A 21,455-nucleotide genomic window follows, 5' to 3' on the forward strand; every position below is an offset into this window, starting at 1 on the left:
CATCACATTCGGTAGTTCACTCAACTTAAAACTGCAACCATTAGTTACATAAATTTGTTGAATGACGCAATAAAATCACATTTACAACATTTAAGCAACATTGTTATCAAAAATATTTCAATACTGAAACAGTGTTCTTATTGACATAGTGGAGATTTGACAGAATAAAAATAGCGACGTTTACCAGTAGTTAGCTGTATTTATAGCTTTTAAGAGGCTTTGAAAGATGTAAACATAAAAAAACTGGGAAGAACCCAGTTTTTAATATTTTGTAAAATGTAACTTCTAGTTAGCTGTTAAAAGCTGTATTTGATACCTACACCGATACCATCATCATCGGCTGGTTTCATAGCCGTTTCGTGGGTACCTTTGAAGTCACTCTTATCAACCCGACCTTCGACGTAAAGTAATGTTTGTGGATCAACTTGATATTGGAGACTTCCAATGATGTTAGCTCGTTTAAAGGTATCACCAGCATAGGCTTGTTTGTAATCATTGCCAGCATTCAGGACATCGTACTCAACATAGAAACGCAGACCGTTGTCTAATAAGTAAGCCGCTTCAGCTTCAACGCCTTTTGATTTAGGGATCAAGCGTCCAATGTTATCAACATCATGGTAAGTGGTTTGATTGTAGTTTGCAGCCGCATAGAAACCAGCGGTATCCCAGTCTCCGTATACGATGCCGCCGCCATAAATTTTATCGACATCACTGGCTTTAGAACCATTGTTGTAGGCAATATCGAATTTACCTCGGTTATAACCTGCTGTTACAGTAACCATTGGAACGACTTTGTAACGTAATCCGATACCATAAGTATTTTTGTATGCGATGTTAGCTGGGACAGTGCCTTTAGCAGGAAATGGAGAGTTAGGAGAGGTTGGATCAATTTTAAAGTCGTTCTCTTTAACTTGGGCTTGAACAGCGACACTTAAGTTACCGAACGTATTACGATATTGGATGGTTTGATCACTACGACCAACACCGTTTACGCCACCGTCACTTTTAAAGGTATAAACACCAGCTGCTAGACCATCCCAAATCGCGCCATTATCGGTATCTTTTACTACATCCCACCAAGCACTCCACATTTTGCCGATAGCAAGACTGCCGTATACTGGGTGTGATAAGCCGACATACCCTAAACGATTATAGAAAAAATCACTTTTTTGATCAGAAACTAAGGCATCATTGTTTACTTTAAGCTCAGGGCTGCCTGCTAGGCTGACTCCCCACTCATAAGCACCAAATACTTTCCAGTCATTTTGCAATTTGTGTGTAAAATCTAAGTGAACTTTACTGCCACCATTGATGACTTCAGTCTTGCTATTAGTATTTACAACCGCGGCACCTATAGCACCTGAACCTGTAATTGATGTGTTGCCGTTGTCATATAACTGAGCAGCGAACACAACAGGAGATAACATTAACCCCGCTACAGCAGTTGCTAAAAAGGATTTTTTCATATCGAGTGACCTATACAGTTAAATGTTTCGCTCTTATAACAAAAGCATATAGGCACTCCAAGTTATTGAAATTAATCTTTATTAATGTAAACACTGGATTATATTGGAAATATTCATATCAAGCTTAACTGGTTACTTAACACTTGCACTAAACTCTCATTGGTTACGGCAAAAATAGGTTCAGCGATTGGCTTTATTTGTTTATCGATGTAGTAATCATAATCAATAGGTGAAGTTCTAAGGCTTACGGGTTCAGAACCCGCTAGAGTGTTGATATATTCAATTTTACAGCCCCGCTTGCTGTATTTGGGGTCACCAGTTAATACAAGCAATTGGTGAGCAACTTTTACATGAGGCGATGATTTAGCCGTGTAGTCTTCAAGCGGTCTTGTTAGTTTTCTTTTAAAAATTAGTTCGTTATCTAGATCAGCGTTTTTCAGTTTTGAAAGCTGCTCACTTAAGTACTGACTCAAAGGTTGACCATTGAACAGTCGCTCAAACAATTCAAATTGAATCCTTCTAGCAATTTGACTCCAATCGTGCCTTACATTTTCCATTCCTTTGAATGACAAGGTAAGTTGCTTATTTTTATCTCTATATTGTCCGACGTATCGCTTTTTGCTCCCTTGCTCAGAACCACGCAAAGTAGGCATGAAAAATTGTTCATAATGTTTTTCGAACTCAAGCACTAAAAAACTGTCCAGTTCATATTCTTTTTGTATTTTATTCTGCCAGTTAGCATTTATAATTTTGACTAATTCACCTCCAATCTCATCAAAATCAGCCTCTCGGTCTTCAACCCAAACAAACGTTGAATCAGTATCTCCATATATGACTTTGTGACCCAGTTCTTCAATCCACACTTTCGTTTGCTTCATGATCTCATGACCGCGCATTGTTATAGAACTTGCTAACTTTGCATCGTGAAACACACAACCTGTTGAGCCAAGTACGCCATACATGGAGTTCATGATGATTTTTATCGCTTGAGAGAGGGGTTGATTGTCATCTTTTTTAGCCAAATCACGTTGCTCGTTTAGCTTAGCAATTAAGTTAGGAAGAATAGGCTTATGACGACTAAAGCTGGCACCTAAGAATCCGGAAACATTGTCACTATTCGCGTCTGCTTCACCTTCAATTAAGCCTTTGGGGTCTATTAAAAATGTTCGGATTATTGATGGGTATAGACTTTTATAATCTAATACCAACACGTTCTTATACAGACCTGGTATTGAATCCATAACGTACCCACCTGGACTTTCTAATCCCTGACTAGCAGGAAATTGCGGTGCTACATAACCACTACGATGCAAGTGAGGTAAATATAGATTGTTAAATGCCGCCACCGAAGCACCAACGCGACCAAGTTCTAGCCCTGTGAGTTCACTCCTTGCAATCGCAAACTGCCATAGTTGAGTTTTCTCAAAGATTTCCCAAACCAAACGACAATCCGTTAAGTTGTAATGTGCTAACACCAATTTATCTTGATGAAATAAGTCGGTGATTTTAGTGCCACGATTTTTAACATCATCAATCGCTTTGCCTTCTCCAAGTAACTCCTGAGCCACAAACTCTAGCGAAAAGCTCTCAAACTGATAAAACGCCGCTTTAAGCCAATCAATACCATCTAATACTACCCGCCCCGGCAGGGAGAGCGTTTCAGGGCGATGTTTTTCTTCGACTTTCCAAGTTAACAAGCTTTGGTTACGACCTAAAGTTAACGGTATTTTGTGATATTTGGCTCTGCGATAAAGTAGACTTAAATCAAACGTCACTACTGCCCAACCAATGATGATGTCAGGATCGCATTCTTTAAACCAATCTAACAAGGCTAAAATGAGTTGATGCTCATTATCGACAAAATGTAAATAATCTGGCGCATCTTCAATGGCTTCTCCCACCATAAACACCGTTTGGTGGTTGTCACTATATAGCCCTACTGAATACAGCTCTCCATCCATTGCACATTCGAAATCGAGTGATACGCTTTTAAGCTTGTGTTGACTTGGTTGCTTGGCACTTCTTGCTTTATCTGCAATAAACCTTGGTGTAGAAAAGCGATCTGACGCAACAAATTGACCGAAAAAATCGACATCAAAAGCAATAAACCGTTCAATTAAATATCTATGTTCAGGTCGAATATCAGACTCAAATAACGGAATACTATATTCAGTAGCGATGCGTCTCAGTAAGCTCATATCACGACTGGATTTTACATAGAGCGCACTGACAGGTTGGAGCTTAAAGCTTTTTAATTCGACTGTTTGAGCTTGAAAGTTCACAGAAGGCGCGATTTGTTTTAACTTGGGTAAATCAGATTGATGACAAAAACAAATCCAATCAGCAGACGCAATATCAACTTGAATACAGCCATTTTCAGTGGCTATAAAGTATTCCAATAAGTTCTGTTTCCCATCATTTTTCAATCGACGAGTTAATACTTTACCTGTGATAATTTGCTGAGACATTTAAACGGTTACCGAGGTATTACCTAAAAATTCTAATAAGCATTTTGCACTAAACCTGTTAATATATACAGTTATATATGGAATGCCATTCTCGACTGTTAGAAATGGCTAATACCAACAACGGATAATCTTGCTACCAAATTATGCTCACAACTAAAATAAAAACTCGCATTCGCGCTATTTACAAAGACATTGCCGCAGCCTTGCCAAACTTTGTATCTCGCCGTGAGCAAAACTACATGGTGGCAGAAATATCAAAAACGCTTGCTGGCGAATACGATAAACATCGCCGAATTGTTGTCGTTGAAGCTGGTACAGGGATTGGTAAATCCCTATCTTATCTATTAGGCACAATCCCACTTGCCTTAGAGCAAAAAAAGAAAGTCATCATCGCAACCGCGACTGTTGCTCTGCAAGAGCAGCTTCTGCATAAAGACATTCCTTTCTTCCACCAGCAAGCCGAGCTAGGATTCAAGTTCGGTTTAGTCAAAGGTCGTCAGCGTTATGTTTGCCTATCAAAATTAGAAATGATGATTGGCACTGATTCGGGTGGTCAGGTAGCTATGTGGCAAACCAAGCCCGATCAAACTCAAATTAAACTACTTGAGCAGCTCCTAAAAGATTTCCATGAAGGTAAATGGAACGGCGAGATTGATACTTTAAAGCGCCCAATTCCAGATCATCTTTGGCAGCAGATTTCATCAGATAAACATTCCTGCCATCGTATGCAGCCAAATCACAGGTTATGCCCATTCCATTCAGCACGTGACGAAATGGATACTTGGGATGTGTTGATCGTAAACCACAGCTTGTTGTTTGCTGATCTTGAATTGGGTGGAGGTGTGATTTTACCCGATCCTGAAGACAGTTATTATGTCATTGACGAAGCACATCACTTACCAACAGTAGCTCGTGACTTTAGCAGCGCTCAATCTACAGTTAAAGCAACAGCTGATTGGTTAGAAAAGCTGATGAAAACCGTGAGTAAGCTGCAAAACCAAATCAAGAGTGATTCGGTCATTTCACCTGCGCAAAATTTACAAGATCATATTGCAGAGATGATGTCTGGTTCAAAGCTGGTTTCACAGTTTTTTGATTCACATTTAAAGCTATTTAATAACCAAGAGTCACGCTGGCGCTTTGAACATGGCAAGCTCCCAGAGCAGCTAAAGATACCAGCAGAAAACCTAGCCACAGCTTCAAAATCTGCGGTAAAGCAATTTGCCAAAGTGCAAAGTATTTTAAACGAAGCCATCAAAGACGGCGAAATACCAAAGCATCAAGCTGAATCACTGTTAACTGAAACAGGCTTTATGATGCAGCGCCTAGAGGGTGTCAGCAAGCTCTGGCGTTCCATGGCAAAAGAAGACTCAGCCAAAGGTGCGCCGTCTGCTCGATGGGCAGAATTATTATCAGGTAAGCAAGGCGATTACTTACTGCAAGCCTCCCCTATTGAAGTCGGCTTTATGCTCGAAAACTTATTATGGCAAAAAGCAGCTGGCGTAGTGTTATGCAGCGCGACATTAAGGGCGTTAAACAAATTCGATCACTTCTGCCATCAAGTTGGATTAACCTTAAATGACGGCAGCCGCTACTTAGCCTTACAATCTCCCTTTGACTATGAAAATAACGGCACTTTGTATTTACCTAAAATGCAATGTGAGCCAACGGACGATAACTTCACTCAAGAGTTAGCGGACAAGATTTTTCAACTCGTAGAAGGTGAAGCTGCAACCCTAGTGTTATTTGCCTCATATTGGCAAATGGATAAAGTCAGTGAACTATTAGAATCAAAATTGAAAACACCTGTATTGATACAAGGTTCAGCTCCAAGACAAGAACTACTCAAACAGCACTTCCAGCGCTGTGATGACAATAAGCCCAGCATTATCTTTGGTACTGGTAGTTTTTCAGAAGGTTTAGATTTACCCGGAGATTATTTAACGAATCTCATTGTGACTAAACTTCCATTTGCGGTGCCAACCTCACCAGTTGAACAAGCTCATGCGGAATACATCAAGCTCAAAGGCGGTAATCCATTTTTACAGCTAACCGTACCAGATGCCTCTAGAAAACTTATTCAAAGTTGTGGTCGACTATTAAGAAAAGAGCTCGACTATGGACGTGTCACAATTCTCGACCGTCGTTTACTCACCAAGCGCTACGGTAAATCACTCTTAGATGCCTTACCACCTTTTCGTAGGGTGGTTGAATAAATGTTACTAGAAAGTAGCCATTGGCTGATTTTATCGGGAGTAAGTATTGTTGCCGGCTTTATTGACGCCGTGGTCGGTGGCGGTGGATTACTGTCAATTCCTGCTTTACTTTCTGTTGGTATGCCTCCTCATGTTGCCTTAGGCACAAATAAACTTGCTGCCTGTTTTGGTTCATTTACGTCCGCAATGACCTATTTTAGACAGCAGTTCTTTACTCCAGCACTTTGGTATAACACCGCCATTGCCACTTTTGTCGGTGCCGTTTTTGGTAGCTTTTTAGTACTTGCAATTGATAACTATTGGCTCGAATTGATTTTACCTTTGCTCATCATTTCTGTTGCCCTATACACCTTATTCAGCCCAAACGCGATTGGCTGTAAAAATGAAATCAGTCCTAGTCAACCTCCTAATAAAATCAAGCAGTGGCTTAGCGGTTTCTTTCTTGGTGGTTATGATGGATTTGCAGGCCCAGGCATTGGTGCATTTTGGACCTTATCAGCTTCAAAGTTGTACTCTCTTCCAACATTGAACTGCTGTGGACTAGCAAGATCTATGACCTTAGTAAGTAATGTCACCGCCTTAGTCGTATTCATGCTACAGTCAGATGTAATGTATGATATTGGCATAGCTATGGGCTTATTCATGATGCTAGGCTCATTTATTGGGGCGCGCTTTGCTATTCGTTTTGGTTCGAAAGTAATAAAACCAATATTCATAAGTGTGGTCATTGTCATGTCCATTCACCTAGCATGGAGCAACTGGTTTTGAATTCATTAGCCTTGATAAGTAAGTTAGTCGAGCAACTGAATAAACTTGAACAAGAAGTGTTACAGCACGATGCCAAGCTTGCTCAGGGTGAATGCAAACTGCTACAAAATACTGATAGATTCAATGCCCAACTTTTTTTACAAACTGGAGCAAAACTTCAGCCTTGTATTCATCAGATCCGAACGCAAATTCAACAACTGGAAAAACGTTTGCGAGTAGGGTTGAATAAAGAAGCGATTGAAATCAGCTGTCAACAGATTCAAGATCAGTTCTCAGCGGTTAAGCGGGCTTTAGCCACCACCAACATCAATTTAAAGGCCGCTCGTCAAACTAAAGCATCATCGAGGGCTAGATACCTAAATAAACAACAAAAGGTGCATGAAAGCAGCGGGTTTGAATGGATTGCCAGTAACGTTATGCAAAGTTCTCACAAGCTTTATGATGAACTGAATAAGCATTTGAACTGGGCATCTCGCATTGAGCAAAAAATTCATGCTCTGGATTTACAACTATCGTCATGCTCAAGCAGAGAAAAGCTCAAACTTCAGCATGAAATATTGCAAACCCACAAGCGTTTAGGGAAGTGCCGCCAAGCTATCAGCTACATTGAAGAACGCATTGCATTGTTTGAACGTCCAAATTCAAAAAAAGGCTACTAACATTCTAATGCTGCCAATTGTTTATCACCCTTCATATTCTGATTTAGATTTACCAAGCAACCATCGCTTTCCCACCAGCAAATATCGCGATATTTATCAGTACTTATTGGATAATCAATTAGCCAATCCACAACAGTTCTACATGCCAGAACCAGCCAGTATTGATGACATCAAAACCATTCATTGCCCTGATTATGTGGAAAGCTTGTTTAACAATACTATTGACCCTAAAGTAATGCGACGAATTGGCTTTCCTTGGAGTGAAAAATTAGTTTACCGAAGTAGGCATTCAATAGCAGGAACCGCATTAACCGCAAAATTGGCATTAGAGCATGGAAGAGCAATACATCTAACAGGTGGCTACCATCATGCCCATTATGATTTTGGTAGTGGCTTTTGTGTTTTTAATGATCTTATATATGCAGCGGTGCAAGCATTAAAGGAACCCAATGTAGATAACGTCTTGATTTTTGATTGCGATGTTCACCAAGGGGACGGTACTGCAACAATGGCACAAGGAAACGACAGCATCATCACCTGCTCGTTACATTGCGGTAAAAATTTCCCAGCCAGAAAAGCGCTTTCAGATTATGATATCGAACTCGATAAAGGCACTTCAAATGATGATTATCTTGCAACAGTTGAAGAAACGTTAAACTTACTCATTCGTTTACATCAACCTGACTTGATTCTGTATGACGCTGGTGTTGATATCCATCAAGATGATGACTTAGGTTATCTTAATATTTGTGACCAAGGTATTGCGCAACGAGATAAGTTAGTATTTACACTCGCAAAGCAGCACCATATCCCTATTGCCGCTGTTATTGGCGGTGGCTATAGCCGTGATAAGCAACAGTTAATACAACGCCACTTCAACTTGATTCAACAAGCTACAAAATTATGCATTTAGGCTTTTTTTGTGCTTGTTTTCTTCTTTTTAGTACTTGCGCTAATTTCTCATCAACATCTGTATCTCTCCTTTCATACAAATAACCTTCTGTTGCTTTCACTCTCCCAGCTCCAAGCAACATGGACTTATGATCTTTCTTCACAGCAATTCGGAGATCAGATATTTCGGTAGATAAATAACTTCGCAATGTACTTTGCTGCTCTTGGGATAGAAAAGAAGATATTAATTCATCTCCCTCAACTAATGTGACAATAAAAGTATCTTGTTGCTGGTCAGCTTGCTTTTCAACAGAAAAGAAGAGCTTATGAGGAATAAATTTATCTCCTGTTCCACCCTTTTGCACTAAAAGCGGAATTTTCACCCGACGATTTTCATCAAGATTCTGACTTGCGATCTCAATGCTAACTTTGGATAAGTTATAGAATTGCTCTCCGTCTCGACATTCCCCCCAGTATACGACTCCTTGAACTCCAGATACTGCCATTTTCACCTCGCATAACTTTTGTCATCTGAATTAAAATCTGAATATATTGAAAGTAGAATTTAAGAATCTGTAGTCTCAACTTGTGGTTCAAGGGGCTTACTGAAGCAACTCTCAAGCTTAGCTATTACATCAATGGTTTTATTTAGCTCATCTTGAGCTTCTTTTGGTAAAGAATGAAAAATTTTCTTTAAGGCATGTATTACTTCAGGGGTTGTAGTCGGTGTTACTCCATTAACATCTGCGATAAATTGCTTCTTAAAGGCCTTTATCTCATCCGGTAACTCTTCTTTTAATGCTATATAGTGAGCCATCAATGCCATTTGAACGTTAATTTTTATACTCGCTACCCGTCGAATGTTTTGAATATGTTCCCTATGTGCTTGACTCGTTGCCTTAAGTTCCCCTTTCAATTTTCCCTTTAAATCTAGGTCAAGCTTTTGAAGCTTCAACTGTAGCTCTGACTCTTCTTTATCTAACTGTTTTTGATCTTGTTCAAACTGATCGATTTTCTCTAGCAAAGGTTTAGCCGCATCGGCAACCTTCTGAACTTGTTTTATTTGATCCATCACATCACTTTGAGTTGCAGAGGCTCCCGTATTAAATAAGTAACGAACTAAAGTCGCTGCTTTTGTTCCCCAGCTTTTAGCGCTTTGTTCACCAACTCCCACTAACTTCAATGATTCATAAAATCCAAGGCCAATGCTGTCCTTACCAATTGGGAGCGGGGGTTCCCCCCTCCTTAGCCTAAAGTAGTTAGCGAAAGCTTTCTCTAAATCCAATACAGCTATTACTGCGTTCCCTAACATAAATGTCATAACAGGGATCCCATCCAGCCCAACTGTCAGATACGCTGCTGCTCCTAACCCCAAAAAACCAGCAATAGCAAAAGGAGTTTTAGCCGTTTGAAAACACAAATCTCTGCCTGCATAATGAACACTCTTTTTTTGTATTCCCGCGCAAGCTTGGTCGATTTGAGCCTCTGTCTCTGCAATATCCTTTTCAGCTTGTTCAACATAAGGTTGTTCATCTTCATGATGTAAACTTAAACTGGCAGGATCGATACCTAATAAATGAAGTGAACCTTCTGCATCATCATCCAAATGAGGGTGAAGAACTGCACGTGTAGCCCGCCTTATGGACTTTAACTCGGGTAATTGTTTCTTAGTATCTTCAGGTAAACTATCCCAACAACTTCCCCATTTTTTAGCTAATTGATAATCATCCCTTACTTCGACACGTAAAGTACTCACCTTAACTTTCACATCATCAATTAACTTTATTAACCCATGTCGATAAGCGTTTAGGTCTAGTTTATGATACCAGTACTGTTCATATAAAGTTTCAAAGCGTTCTCGAAATTGGTCAGCTTCAAACCTCTCTTTCTTTGTAATTCGCTTCAATTTTGTTAACTTTTCAAGAGTTATATCTAACCCTTTGATGCGTTGGCCGATATATTGCTCCCCTTTTTTTAATAAGGCATCGCCTTTCTCAAGTACATCAGTGGCATTTATTAAACCAGCAGGAGTTGAAGAAGACACGACCCCAGTTCCTAATCGTAATGTTTCATTAACAAGTAAAGAAGCTATGCCACCTGTAGTGGATCGAATGCCTTCATCATCTGTAAGATAAGACGCCCCTAAATACCCTAGATTACCAATGGCATCCCCCCCTAAAGGCAGCCCCCTTTCACCGGCAGCAAGCCGACGCCAATTAATGAAAGAAGTCACCCCATTTGAGCTATTCAACCCGACCGTGAGAGAAAGCAAAATAGCGATGGTTAAATAGGCGATATTCCCATAGCCTAACCAGTAATAATATGCAACAGCTGCTGCACAAGCAGCCAAAATGACTTTAATCAAATTAAGAACTGTGTCCTTCCGAGCCACTGCAACCTCCGCCGCGAGTTCTTTTCTTCGCGCTTCAATGGCCTCCAGTTCTTCTCTTTGTAAATCAACTAAAGCACTTTCAAGTAAATCGGGAAATGGTATTTCTTTTAAACCCGCTAATGCCACTTGGTTCACTTTGAATAATGTACTGTGCCACCGAGCTCTTGCTCGCAAGTTAACAGGCCTAGCACCTTGAACTGCTTGCCCATCTCTCGAAGTAGAGATCAACGGTGTCTTTTCGTTCCCTTCTGGGGAAATACCGGAATTTATAGAAGTATGATCCTCGGTAAGCATTCCTGGTTGATATTGCGGAGTGACAGTAAGATCAGCAGTACCTGCAGCCATATCTCCCCCTAAAGTCTTATATGCAATAGGGCGAGGATATAATTTTGATGATTTTTAGGGCAAATTTATTCTATCAATTGTCAGCGCAGATTAATATTCGCTAACCTATCTAGCTGTATTTTTTAGGTAAATTAACTCTAAATAATGAAGAAGCGAGAAGGTTCTAACCGAATGCATTTGAAAAGGAATGATAAATACAGCAATATGATTTGACTGAGTTATAGCACTCATGAAGTATAGTAGACTAAAGAAATATCAAACTAGAACAATAAAGAGCAGAAACTGTAGATTAGAAAAATTACAACTCGTACCTTTCCCAAATATATTCAGCATCTTTGGAAAAGATCACCTTAATTAGCTCCAGTTTTTCAGAAATTACACATTTTGACCATTCTTTATTAAATAGTATATACATTATTTCTGCGCTCTTTAATTTATCATCAAAAAGCGAATAAACGTTATTTTCTCTATAATAACTAGCGACATAGCTTGTTAAATCATCACATAAATTCTGTTTTTTCTTTTTGTTTTCAGGAGAAAATGTATGGGATGAATGACAAAATTGCAGTCTTTTCTTCAACTTTTCATATCTGAATTCGGAACTTGTTAGCTGCCTTTTCCAACTATGAGCGGTTGGTATGCCTCCCTCACTAAATAAAAACATAGTTCTGATTAAACTATCATTTTTTAAAGGCACTAACTGACTAGAAGTCCAATCTTTCCAACGAGTTCGAGCATAACAATTTACTGTATCGGTTGCTGCATACAATGTTTTTAAATCCAAATAGCTCGTTGGGTTATAATTCCAACTTCTATCGAATTCTTCATGCCACCATAAAAATGAATAGCCCCTCACGCAATACATTAGAGGCTTTGGCAACCTAGGTAGCACGTTGTAAAATAACCCAATAACAACCTTATATTCACCGTATTTACAACAATGGGAGCATATATCAAGCTCATGTAGTAAATCATGCAATGAAAAAAATACACAGGACATATTTCCACTGTCATGGTCAACTTTAATTGCTTTTGTAAATCCCCAAGGAACAAAAGGCGTATGGGATGCTAACGATAAGCTTTTATCCGTTAGCTCAGTGAATGATGGGAAATAGAGCTTTTCTTTCCAATTTTGAGTAAAATCACTTACTAAATTTTCGACAGTGAATCGAGTGCGTCCTGCACGGGCTGGGATACCAGAAATTGCTGATATATGCTTTATGACTTCTTCAATATGAAGATGCTGCTCTTCTGAAGCTTCTTCAAACATTAAGTGAAACGGTAAATTTAAAACATCACTTACAGAAGCAGTTTTTGAAAATCCGGCCTTTTGATATCGAGCATCTATTTCTGCAATACCACAATCTTTAAGCGCTTTTTTCCAACAAGCTTTATTTTTAAAATCGTTATAAACAAGCCCTTGTATTAAAGGAAAAATAAAACTAACTTGTAAAGATTCTTGATAAGGATAGCCAGAGTTCTCAAGTTCAGATAATTGCGATATAAATTGTACTATCCCAACTTTATTTTCACTTGAAACTTCTTTGAATTTTAAAAACTTTCTGAGCTCTGACTTCATTTCATCACAAGTTTGCTTAAAGCCTATAATAGGCTGTGGTCTGCCAGCCTTTAGCTCCTCAAGAAGAACTTCTCCAATCTTCCAAGATAGGTCATCTTCAGTTCTTTCTATGATTTGCTTTACAAACTTTTGAGGGCTCCAAAGCGCAGGATTTTCGCTGCCCATTAATTCGAAAGCTATTAAACGCGCCTCTGATGAAGACAACATTTTGAAAGGCTTTACTTCACTGGAAGAGTCTGATCTTTTAATACGATTCTGACACCCAGCATAACGGGCATCTCTATACGGTGGCTCAGATTGTACAAAGAAATACATTTCATCTCTGTCAGTAAACCAATCACCTTTCTGAGTTACTCGATACTTATGATCACCAATATCTAAATTTTCATCTTCATACTCAACATATTCAATCCCCTCACTAATACTTGAAGTTAATGAGTCACTATGAGTACTTGCTGGTCGCTCTAGTAATGTAGCCATTAGTGGCTCCAATAAAATAACGGAGTTGAAAGGTTAGATACCAAGTTTAGTTAACAACAACCATGAATGAATAAGACTAAAAAAATATTAACGTGTAGTTAACTTTAAAAGTTACGATACGAAATTTTATAGTACTAACAATGACGCTATTTCAAGATTATTGGAAAACATAAGGTGAAAAATTTTGGAGGTTTCCCTAGAGCCAGCACCCCGGCACATGAGTCGCTTGCTGCGGCTGCTCCCTTCCAGGCCTGACCGAGTCCACAAGGTATCATTGCGGGGGGACCCTAGGGTCACCATTGAATTCTTCAAAGACTTTGAAGACGGGTCGAATTATCCCTTATCCAACAAGGTCAATCAAGTAATTACTGATAGAATCAAGCAATTCTGATGTTAAGTGAGCAACATCTGCTCAAAAGGAAAATAGAGACAAATAAACTCAGGAAGTTTTGATACAACAGAGCCACATCAAATGATGTGGCTCTGCATTCACGAGATCTATTTTTTGACTTCAGAAATTATTTATATTTCTTCATCACTAACGTTGCGTTAGTACCACCAAAACCAAAACTGTTGCTCATTACAGTGTTTAGCTCAGCTTCTTGGTATTCAGTCACAATATTTAAACCTTGTGCTTTTTCATCAAGGGTTTCAACGTTGATACTTGGTGCGATAAAGCCATTTTCCATCATTAACAGGCTGTAAATTGCTTCGTGTGCACCTGCTGCACCTAAAGCGTGTCCAGTCATTGATTTGGTTGATGCCGTTGGTGGGCAGTCGTTACCAAATACTTCTTGAATAGCTTCAAGTTCGCGAGTATCACCTACTGGAGTCGAAGTGCCATGAGTGTTGATGTAATCAATCTTACCTTCAACATTCGCCATTGCTTCACGCATACAACGAACCGCACCTTCACCAGATGGTGCAACCATGTCATAGCCATCTGAAGATGCACCATAACCTACTATTTCAGCGTAAATTTTTGCACCGCGTGCTAGGGCGTGCTCAAGTTCTTCAACAACCACTATTGCACCACCACCAGAGATTACGAAACCATCACGGTCAGCATCATAAGTACGTGAAGCTTGTTCTGGAGTATCGTTATAGCTTGTCGATAACGCACCCATCGCGTCAAAGCCCATAGCTAAGGTCCAATCTACTTCTTCAGAACCACCAGCAAAAACCATATCTTGTTTACCAAGCTGGATAAGCTCAACGGCATGACCAATACAGTGTGCACTGGTCGCACATGCTGAACTGATTGAATAGTTGTGGCCTTTAATTTTGAAAGGAGTTGCCAAACAAGCACTTGAAGTACTAGACATAATGCGAGGTACTACGTAAGGACCTACACGTTTAACACCACGGCTACGAAGAGTGTCAGCAGCTTCTACTTGGTTTTTTGATGACGCACCACCAGTACCAACAACAAGACCTGTTCTTGGGTTGCTAATTTGGTCTTCGTTTAGCTGCGCATCTTCAATCGCCTCTTGCATTGCAATGTATGCGTATGCGGCTGCATCTCCCATAAAGCGTAATGCCTTACGATCGATATGTTCTTTAGGATCTAGCTTAATGTCACCCCAAACACGGCTACGAAGATTCATTTCTTCGAACTGCTCTGAATAAGTGATTCCACTGCGACCAGCTTTCAGAGATTCAATCACTTCCTGCTTGTTGTTACCAATACTAGAAACAACACCAATTCCACTAATGACGACTCTTTTCATGTGTTAACTATCCATTCTGTACTGGTTTTTACCTTTTTAAAACAAAAGAAAAAACCGTTGTACCCAAAATTCTGCGACAATAGTAGCGGTTTTACCGAGTTAAAGTGGTCAGCTTTCCAAAACAACAGGTAAAATACGCCTCTTTGAAGCATGTAACGGGTAAATTGTTGTGACTCATCAAATCGTTAACGATAAAGCCAATGAGATTAAAGTGAATTGTGAAGAAATGCTCCCACCTTTTCAAGTGCCTGAAAATTCTCAAGAGCAAATAGCTATCGTTGGTGGTGGTCTTGCAAGTGTACATTTAGCGTTATCATTGGCGCAAAGAGGCAAGACCGTACGGTTATTTTGCAAAGACAATGCCCTTGCACAAGGCGCCTCAGGCAATAAACAAGGGGCTCTATATCCATTACTCACACCTGAAAATGATTTGCTCAGTCAATTTTATCAGCAAGCTTTTTTATTCAGCCGAAATCGTATTCAGCAACTCCATACTGAAGGGTTTCATGTCAGTCATGATTTTTGTGGCGTTCTGCAAACAGGCTATAACCAAAGATCGACTGATAGATTAAACAAAATATTGCACGCTCAAGATTGGCCGCAGGACATAGTCCAAGCTATTTCAGCTCAAGCAGCAAATGATTTGGCTGGTTTAGACATAAATAAAGACGGTGCATTTTACCCTTTAGGCGGATGGGTTTGCCCTGCAGAGTTAACTCAAGCGGTATTTGCCAAAGCACAAACCTTAGCAGATGTTCAAATTAGATTTAACAGCAAAATTACCTCTTTCGAGCAAACGGAAAAAGGCTGGCTGCTGCATACTAATGAACAACAATTTGGCCCTTATAAAACAGTAGTAAATGCTTGTGGTTCTGGTTTGATCAACTTTGAACAAACTCAGTATATTCCAGCGTCAAATTTTCGTGGGCAAGTAAGCCATATTCCCAGCCGAAACGATCTTAAAAAAATGAAAGCTGTGTTATGTGCACATGGTTACATCACACCACAACATAACCAATTGCATTGTATGGGAGCAAGCTATGTTAAAGACGATCTTAACCGTGATTTCCAACCTTATGAGCAATTAGGTAATTTGGAAAAAATGCAACAGAGCTTTGGTGAATCGAACTGGGTATCTGATATCGATATCACAGGAAATTCGGCAAGAGTTGGGGTTAGATTAGTGACTCGAGATCATTTTCCAATGCTTGGTTTAGCACCAAACTACCCAGAAATCGTTAAACAACAAAAAGCACTAGATAAGAACAACAAAAAGCTTGCTGAACAATATTGGAAAGAGACACGTCCAGCCCATTTTGAAGGACTGTATATTTTAGGTGCTTTAGGATCTCGAGGTTTATGTTCTGGTGCTTTAGCGGCTGAAACACTGGCATGTATTTTATGTAATGAAAAAACGCCACTTTCGGAAGAGTATCTAGAAAGAATGAATCCAAACCGCCTCTGGTTAAGAAAGCTTATTAAAAATCGGCCGATTTATTAAATAACCTCAGCTCTGCATAAGCCAACCTCTACAACACTGTACATTAAAATTAGAATTTGTATTGTTAATTAGAATGTTATTGATTTCGTTATACAGAGCTGAGGTTAAATATCAATTAATAGTTGATTAAAGGTTTACTTTATTTCGATCATTTTAGATAGGTTATATTTTTTGTAAGGCATAATGGCAGCAAATCTAACAAGAATGAGGCTATTATGTCGGCTTCAGCTTCAACGTCATCTTCACCTGTACCATATTCTCAATATTCTGATACTTTTTCTTCCAGTTCAAGCTCTCATTCCAATGATTTTGTCCCTGACTCATTAGAGTTACCAAAAGCTATCCAACTTCCGTTGTTACTTGATCCGAACTTAATAACGACAGCATTTGACGGGGTAGCTTCAAACTATTATGAAATTGGTATAGATTTAGGCGTCTTAAAAACAGACCTAGATCGTATTGAGCACAACAGGCGCGGAGTAAATGTAAAGTTCTTCCACGTTATTTCTATATGGGTAAGCCTTGTCGGCTCACACATCGAGCAACTACTCACTATTGTAGAAAAGAGTAATCGAAGATTAGCTAATCAGGTGAGAGAGAAACTAAAAGTCGACAAGCATTTTTTCTATGTAAAGCGTGACGATACAAATTCCGTCGCGAATCCAGAAGAAAAGCTAAAGACACTTAGCTATTTACAAGCCGAAAGAAAAAGGCTGATTTTACATTCTGAAAAACAAGCTCAACAAATAAAAAAATTAGAGAAAGAGAAAAGGCGTTTTGAAGTTAAGCTGTCTAAAGCTCAAGAGGAAATGAGAAAATTAGTCATAGAAAACCAGAGACTACAAAGCAAACTCTTGCTCCAGCAAAGAAAACTCGAACCTCAATTTTCACAGGGGTTACCAGTAAGAGGAGCGAAGCATAGTCGTTCTGACAGGCAAGTAGTAAAGCTTCCCCAATTAACGCCAACCGCAAGGGCTCAACCTTATAGACAAACACGAATCGTAAAAATACAGGTACAAATCGAACAAACTCATATTAGTGCCATCAAGAATATTTTTTTGAAGTACCAATTAGATGCATTTTGGGTAGAAATTGCCTACGAAATGAAACTTAGCTCTCATGAAATAAAAAACTGTGAACATTCACATAAAAGTATCCCTAGGCAAATAATAGAGTTTGTAGATAGGTTACATCAAGATTGTTATACAATTTCACAGCTCACCAGAGCGATAAAAGCCATTGCGGCTCTGAAAGCATCTGAAGTAAAAGAAAGCGCAAGGAAGGCCTGCCTAGCGCTTGAAGGTATCAATGGTAAAAATCTATAGAGATTCGATGTGCATTCTAAATTCGGACCACGCGGTCTTTACTAGTCGTAAATCCCCTTCCTCCAGCTCATCTTGAGCGAGTTGCATGCAGCCTTCAATTTTGGAATCCAGTGCTGGTAATGAGCTCTCGCCTTCTGCTTCTAGCTCAGAAAGTACTACTGCGATATGACCTTGTAAGTAACCGCTGGCAAATAAGGCGTCATCATCACCGTTAGAAACGACATGTTCAATCCAGTTATCTAAAGCCATTTCATATTGTTCTAACATTAAATCTCATTCTCCAATTCATCAGGTGCTGCCACTTGGTACATCACACTGTCATGGTAACCAGTGGTGATTGGATAATAGCCACTGAGTTCTTTATCTAATTCAGGGTCGCCACTATCCACGATTAACGGTCTTCCTTCAAGCGCTTTTAGCTTTGTTTTTGTGGCAAGAATAATAATATTTTCTTTGCCGATGCGCTGGATCAATTCACTGCATAGTTGCTGATTACCTCGCCCCAATATATGCCCTTGACCACCAATAAGAGTGATGACAAGTTTAGTCGCTTGGTTTTCGGTAAGGGTTAACAGTTTTTGTGCCGTTAAATCTGAAGCTAACAGAGATTCATGTTGAATAAGATCAACTCCAAGCAAGGTGTTCTCAACCCCTAAGGTTTCCATAACAAAAGCAACCGTTGAACCAGACCCCATAATGAAGAGCTCGTCTTCCATGTTCTCGATAACATCGGCAGCAATATCGGCTAACACTAACTCATCAACCTCTTTGCCACCCATTTTCACGGCTTGGACATACCTTGGCTCAGCTGGCACTAACATTTCGCCATAACGTTTGGCTTTAACTCGCCCCTCTCTGAATGCGGATTCATCAATATCCATAACATCAGCATGCATTAAGCTAACAAGTTCACCTTCAAGCAGCATTTTAACCACTAAACCTGATGCTTTAGGCGTTACACCATATACACCTGAATGGATTTTTACCCCAGCAGGTACACCCAGTACAGGCTTTGAATCATCGACAACAGAATACACATCCCTCGCAGTGCCATCTCCACCTGCAAACAGTAATAAGTCAATGTCAGTTTGATTAAGAGTTTCTACGACTTGGTGAGTATCAGATGAAGTTGGCAGATGGGAAGTTTGATAGATAAGCTCAATGTCAAAGCCCAGTTCCTTTGCCACTGACTCTCCCATTTCACCGCTAGCGGTTAGAATTTGGATTTTGTCTTTATGTGGCAACAGTACTTTTAACGCTTCTGCCATTCGTAAGTGTGCTTTAGGGACCGCGCCGAGGGCTAAAGCTTGCTCAGCAACACCATCGCTTCCTTTAAGGGCAACACTGCCACCGAGTCCTGCATAGGGATTAACAAACATCCCAAGTCGAAACTTCATACACTTTCCATTGTCAGTAATAACGGCTAATAACCCAGTTTATCGATAGGAGCAATTGTACGGTCGTCAGCACATGGATATGCGTTTCTGTTGTCGTTCGTACTATTGCTCCTATTCATCGCTATGATATACCCAACTTATTCCATTCCTAAGACTGGAGTCTTAGTCACCACATCATGATTTTGTGCTCGATGACGCATGCAATGATCCATCAACACGATGGCGAGCATCGCTTCCGCAATCGGTACAGCTCTAATACCAACACAAGGGTCATGTCTGCCTTTAGTCACAATATCAACATCTTTGCCATTAATATCCATGGTTTGACCGGGAACACTAATGCTAGAAGTCGGTTTTAGAGCAATATTAGCCAGTATTGGTTGACCTGAAGAAATACCGCCTAACACTCCACCAGCATGATTAGACTGAAAACCTTTGGTAGACATTAAATCTCGACCTTCAGAGCCTTTTTGATTAACCACATCGAAACCATCGCCAATCTCAACGCCTTTTACAGCATTGATACTCATAAGTGCATGAGCGATATCGGCATCGATACGATCAAAAACAGGTTCACCTAATCCCACTGGAACATTGTTAGCAACAACCGTCACTTTGGCGCCAATGCTATCACCCTGCTTTTTAAGATCTTTAAGATAGTCTTCAAGCTGTTCTATCTTACTTGCATCAGGAAAGAAGAATGGATTTTGCGAGATTTGCTCAACATCAATGGTTTCAGCGCGAATTGGACCGAGTTGTGACAAATAACCGTGGATCTCTACACCAAACTTTTCTTTGAGGTATTTTTTAGCAATAGCACCCGCCGCCACTCGCATAGCGGTTTCTCTTGCAGATGAACGACCACCGCCCCGATAGTCACGTAAACCGTACTTTTGATGATAAGTGTAGTCAGCATGCCCCGGACGGAAGCTATCTTTGATGTTTGAATAATCTTGGCTTCGCTGATCGGTATTTTCAATCAATAAGCCAATTGAAGTACCTGTCGTTTTACCTTCAAATACGCCAGAAAGAATTTTGACTTGATCAGGTTCACGTCGAGCCGTAGTAAATCGAGAAGTGCCAGGGCGACGACGGTCAAGCTCCAATTGGATTTCTTGCTCACTGATCTCGATACCCGGAGGGCAACCATCAATGATACAGCCCAATGCAACACCATGGCTTTCACCAAAGGTTGACACTACAAAGTTTTTTCCGATGCTATTTCCAGACATTTACGCTTGCTCGTCCTTATAAATAGTAAATAATGACTCATTCTCAACAAGTTGATCGCGAGTTAGTACAAATACGCCATCACCGCCGTGTTCAAAGTTCACCCATGTAAATGGCACTTCTGGGAACTGCTCCATCAAGTGAACCATTGAGTTACCCACTTCTACAACTAACACGCCACTTTCTGTTAGATAGTCAGCGGCATTCGCTAAAATTCGTTTAGTAAGATCCAACCCATCTCGTCCTGAGCCTAAACCAATTTCAGGCTCATGATGATATTCATTAGGCATTTCAGATAGATCTTCCTCATCCACATATGGAGGATTCGACACAATTAAATCGTATTGTGGGCCCTTCGGGATGGCAGAAAATAAATCTGATTGCATTGGGAATACTCGATCAATCACATGATGAGATTCCACATTGATTTGCGCCACTTCAAGTGCATCATCACTGATATCTAATGCATCAACTTCCGCTTCTTCGAACTCATAAGCACAAGCGATTGCAATACAAGCACTACCTGTACATAAATCTAATACTCGATTTACAGGTTTGTTGTATAACCATGGACCAAAACGATTGGCAATCATTTCAGCAATCGGCGATCTTGGCACTAATACACGCTCATCTACATAAAACTCTAAGTTTGAGAACCAAGCTTTATTGGTCAGATAAGGAACTGGGATACGTTCATTGACTCGACGAATGATTAAATCCACGATTTTGTGCTTTTCAGACGTCAGTAGATTGGTGTTAATGACTTGCTGTCCGATTTCATGTGGTAAATGCAACGCATGGAATACTAAGGCAATGGCTTCATCCCACGCATTATCCGTTCCATGCCCATAATAAATATCAGCATCATTAAAACGGCTTACCGCCCATCGCAGCATATCACCTACGGTTTGCAGTTCATTCACCGCTTCTTCTACATAAATTCTGTCCAAAACACACTCCTAGATGGTGCAATTGCAAATACCCTTGATAATTCCAGTGGCAGTTTTT

16 protein-coding genes and 1 other RNA gene are annotated in these 21,455 nt (G+C 40.0%); 6 read left to right on the top strand and 11 right to left on the bottom strand.

The window, feature by feature from the left end; translation table 11 throughout:
- Positions 1 to 296 precede the first annotated feature (296 nt).
- Together E2H97_RS12855 and E2H97_RS12860 are read right to left on the bottom strand one after the other, a co-directional pair.
- Entirely contained in the window at positions 297 to 1,466 is a 1,170-nt protein-coding gene (locus tag E2H97_RS12855) for a porin (protein ID WP_133407503.1), read from the bottom strand.
- Between the two features lie 113 nt (positions 1,467 to 1,579).
- Positions 1,580 to 3,934 (bottom strand): DNA polymerase II, encoded by a 2,355-nt coding sequence (locus tag E2H97_RS12860; RefSeq protein WP_133407504.1) that lies wholly within the window; start codon positions 3,932 to 3,934, stop codon positions 1,580 to 1,582.
- 143 nt (positions 3,935 to 4,077) lie between these two features.
- Here E2H97_RS12860 and dinG point away from each other — a divergent pair, with 143 nt between their 5' ends.
- The 4 genes from dinG to E2H97_RS12880 are packed head-to-tail and all read left to right on the top strand — an operon-like array spanning position 4,078 to position 8,490.
- Positions 4,078 to 6,150, top strand: a complete 2,073-nt coding sequence (gene dinG / locus E2H97_RS12865; RefSeq protein WP_133407505.1) for an ATP-dependent DNA helicase DinG — start codon at positions 4,078 to 4,080, stop codon at positions 6,148 to 6,150.
- Complete coding sequence (locus E2H97_RS12870) at positions 6,151 to 6,918, top strand: sulfite exporter TauE/SafE family protein (RefSeq protein ID WP_133407506.1); 768 nt, start codon at positions 6,151 to 6,153, stop codon at positions 6,916 to 6,918.
- Positions 6,915 to 7,577: a primosomal replication protein gene (locus E2H97_RS12875; protein WP_133407507.1), complete on the top strand. Its 663-nt coding sequence runs from the start codon at positions 6,915 to 6,917 to the stop codon at positions 7,575 to 7,577. Before E2H97_RS12870 ends, E2H97_RS12875 begins: the two co-directional genes overlap by 4 nt.
- Before the next feature lie 7 nt (positions 7,578 to 7,584).
- Positions 7,585 to 8,490, top strand: coding sequence for a histone deacetylase family protein (locus E2H97_RS12880; RefSeq protein ID WP_133407508.1), 906 nt, complete (start codon positions 7,585 to 7,587; stop codon positions 8,488 to 8,490).
- On the opposite strand, the gene E2H97_RS12885 is transcribed toward E2H97_RS12880, so the two are convergent.
- The 5 genes from E2H97_RS12885 to fabB all read right to left on the bottom strand — a co-directional run bounded on the left by E2H97_RS12885 (position 8,471) and on the right by fabB (position 14,994).
- Positions 8,471 to 8,974, bottom strand: a complete 504-nt coding sequence (locus tag E2H97_RS12885; protein WP_133407509.1) for a hypothetical protein — start codon at positions 8,972 to 8,974, stop codon at positions 8,471 to 8,473. The genes E2H97_RS12880 and E2H97_RS12885 overlap by 20 nt on opposite strands.
- A gap of 59 nt (positions 8,975 to 9,033) precedes the next feature.
- Positions 9,034 to 11,205 (bottom strand): hypothetical protein, encoded by a 2,172-nt coding sequence (locus E2H97_RS12890; RefSeq protein ID WP_133407510.1) that lies wholly within the window; start codon positions 11,203 to 11,205, stop codon positions 9,034 to 9,036.
- A gap of 298 nt (positions 11,206 to 11,503) precedes the next feature.
- Entirely contained in the window at positions 11,504 to 13,264 is a 1,761-nt protein-coding gene (locus E2H97_RS12895; protein ID WP_133407511.1) for a hypothetical protein, read from the bottom strand.
- A 193-nt stretch (positions 13,265 to 13,457) separates the two neighbouring features.
- Positions 13,458 to 13,555: signal recognition particle sRNA small type (gene ffs, locus E2H97_RS12900), an RNA gene on the bottom strand.
- Between the two features lie 227 nt (positions 13,556 to 13,782).
- Positions 13,783 to 14,994 (bottom strand): beta-ketoacyl-ACP synthase I, encoded by a 1,212-nt coding sequence (fabB, locus tag E2H97_RS12905; protein ID WP_133407512.1) that lies wholly within the window; start codon positions 14,992 to 14,994, stop codon positions 13,783 to 13,785.
- Positions 14,995 to 15,163: 169 nt separating this feature from the next.
- Between fabB and mnmC1 the strand changes: the two genes are divergently transcribed.
- Both mnmC1 and E2H97_RS12915 read left to right on the top strand, forming a co-directional pair.
- The gene (gene mnmC1, locus E2H97_RS12910) at positions 15,164 to 16,495 is read left to right on the top strand and encodes an FAD-dependent 5-carboxymethylaminomethyl-2-thiouridine(34) oxidoreductase MnmC1 (RefSeq protein WP_133407513.1); all 1,332 of its coding nucleotides are present in this window, start codon (positions 15,164 to 15,166) and stop codon (positions 16,493 to 16,495) included.
- A 215-nt stretch (positions 16,496 to 16,710) separates the two neighbouring features.
- Positions 16,711 to 17,820, top strand: coding sequence for a hypothetical protein (locus tag E2H97_RS12915; protein ID WP_133407514.1), 1,110 nt, complete (start codon positions 16,711 to 16,713; stop codon positions 17,818 to 17,820).
- Here E2H97_RS12915 and E2H97_RS12920 read toward each other — a convergent pair.
- The 4 genes from E2H97_RS12920 to prmB form a co-directional block, all read right to left on the bottom strand.
- On the bottom strand, positions 17,815 to 18,087 hold the full coding sequence (locus E2H97_RS12920; protein ID WP_133407515.1) for a YfcL family protein: 273 nt from the start codon (positions 18,085 to 18,087) through the stop codon (positions 17,815 to 17,817). The genes E2H97_RS12915 and E2H97_RS12920 overlap by 6 nt on opposite strands.
- Positions 18,087 to 19,217 (bottom strand): ATP-NAD kinase family protein, encoded by a 1,131-nt coding sequence (locus tag E2H97_RS12925; RefSeq protein ID WP_133407516.1) that lies wholly within the window; start codon positions 19,215 to 19,217, stop codon positions 18,087 to 18,089. Before E2H97_RS12925 ends, E2H97_RS12920 begins: the two co-directional genes overlap by 1 nt.
- A gap of 137 nt (positions 19,218 to 19,354) precedes the next feature.
- Positions 19,355 to 20,449: a chorismate synthase gene (gene aroC, locus E2H97_RS12930; protein WP_133407517.1), complete on the bottom strand. Its 1,095-nt coding sequence runs from the start codon at positions 20,447 to 20,449 to the stop codon at positions 19,355 to 19,357.
- Positions 20,450 to 21,397, bottom strand: a complete 948-nt coding sequence (gene prmB, locus E2H97_RS12935) for a 50S ribosomal protein L3 N(5)-glutamine methyltransferase (protein WP_133407518.1) — start codon at positions 21,395 to 21,397, stop codon at positions 20,450 to 20,452. It lies immediately after the preceding gene.
- Positions 21,398 to 21,455 lie beyond the last annotated feature (58 nt).

Origin of the sequence: Parashewanella tropica (assembly GCF_004358445.1) — a bacterium.
Classification (GTDB): Bacteria; Pseudomonadota; Gammaproteobacteria; order Enterobacterales; family Shewanellaceae; genus Parashewanella; species Parashewanella tropica.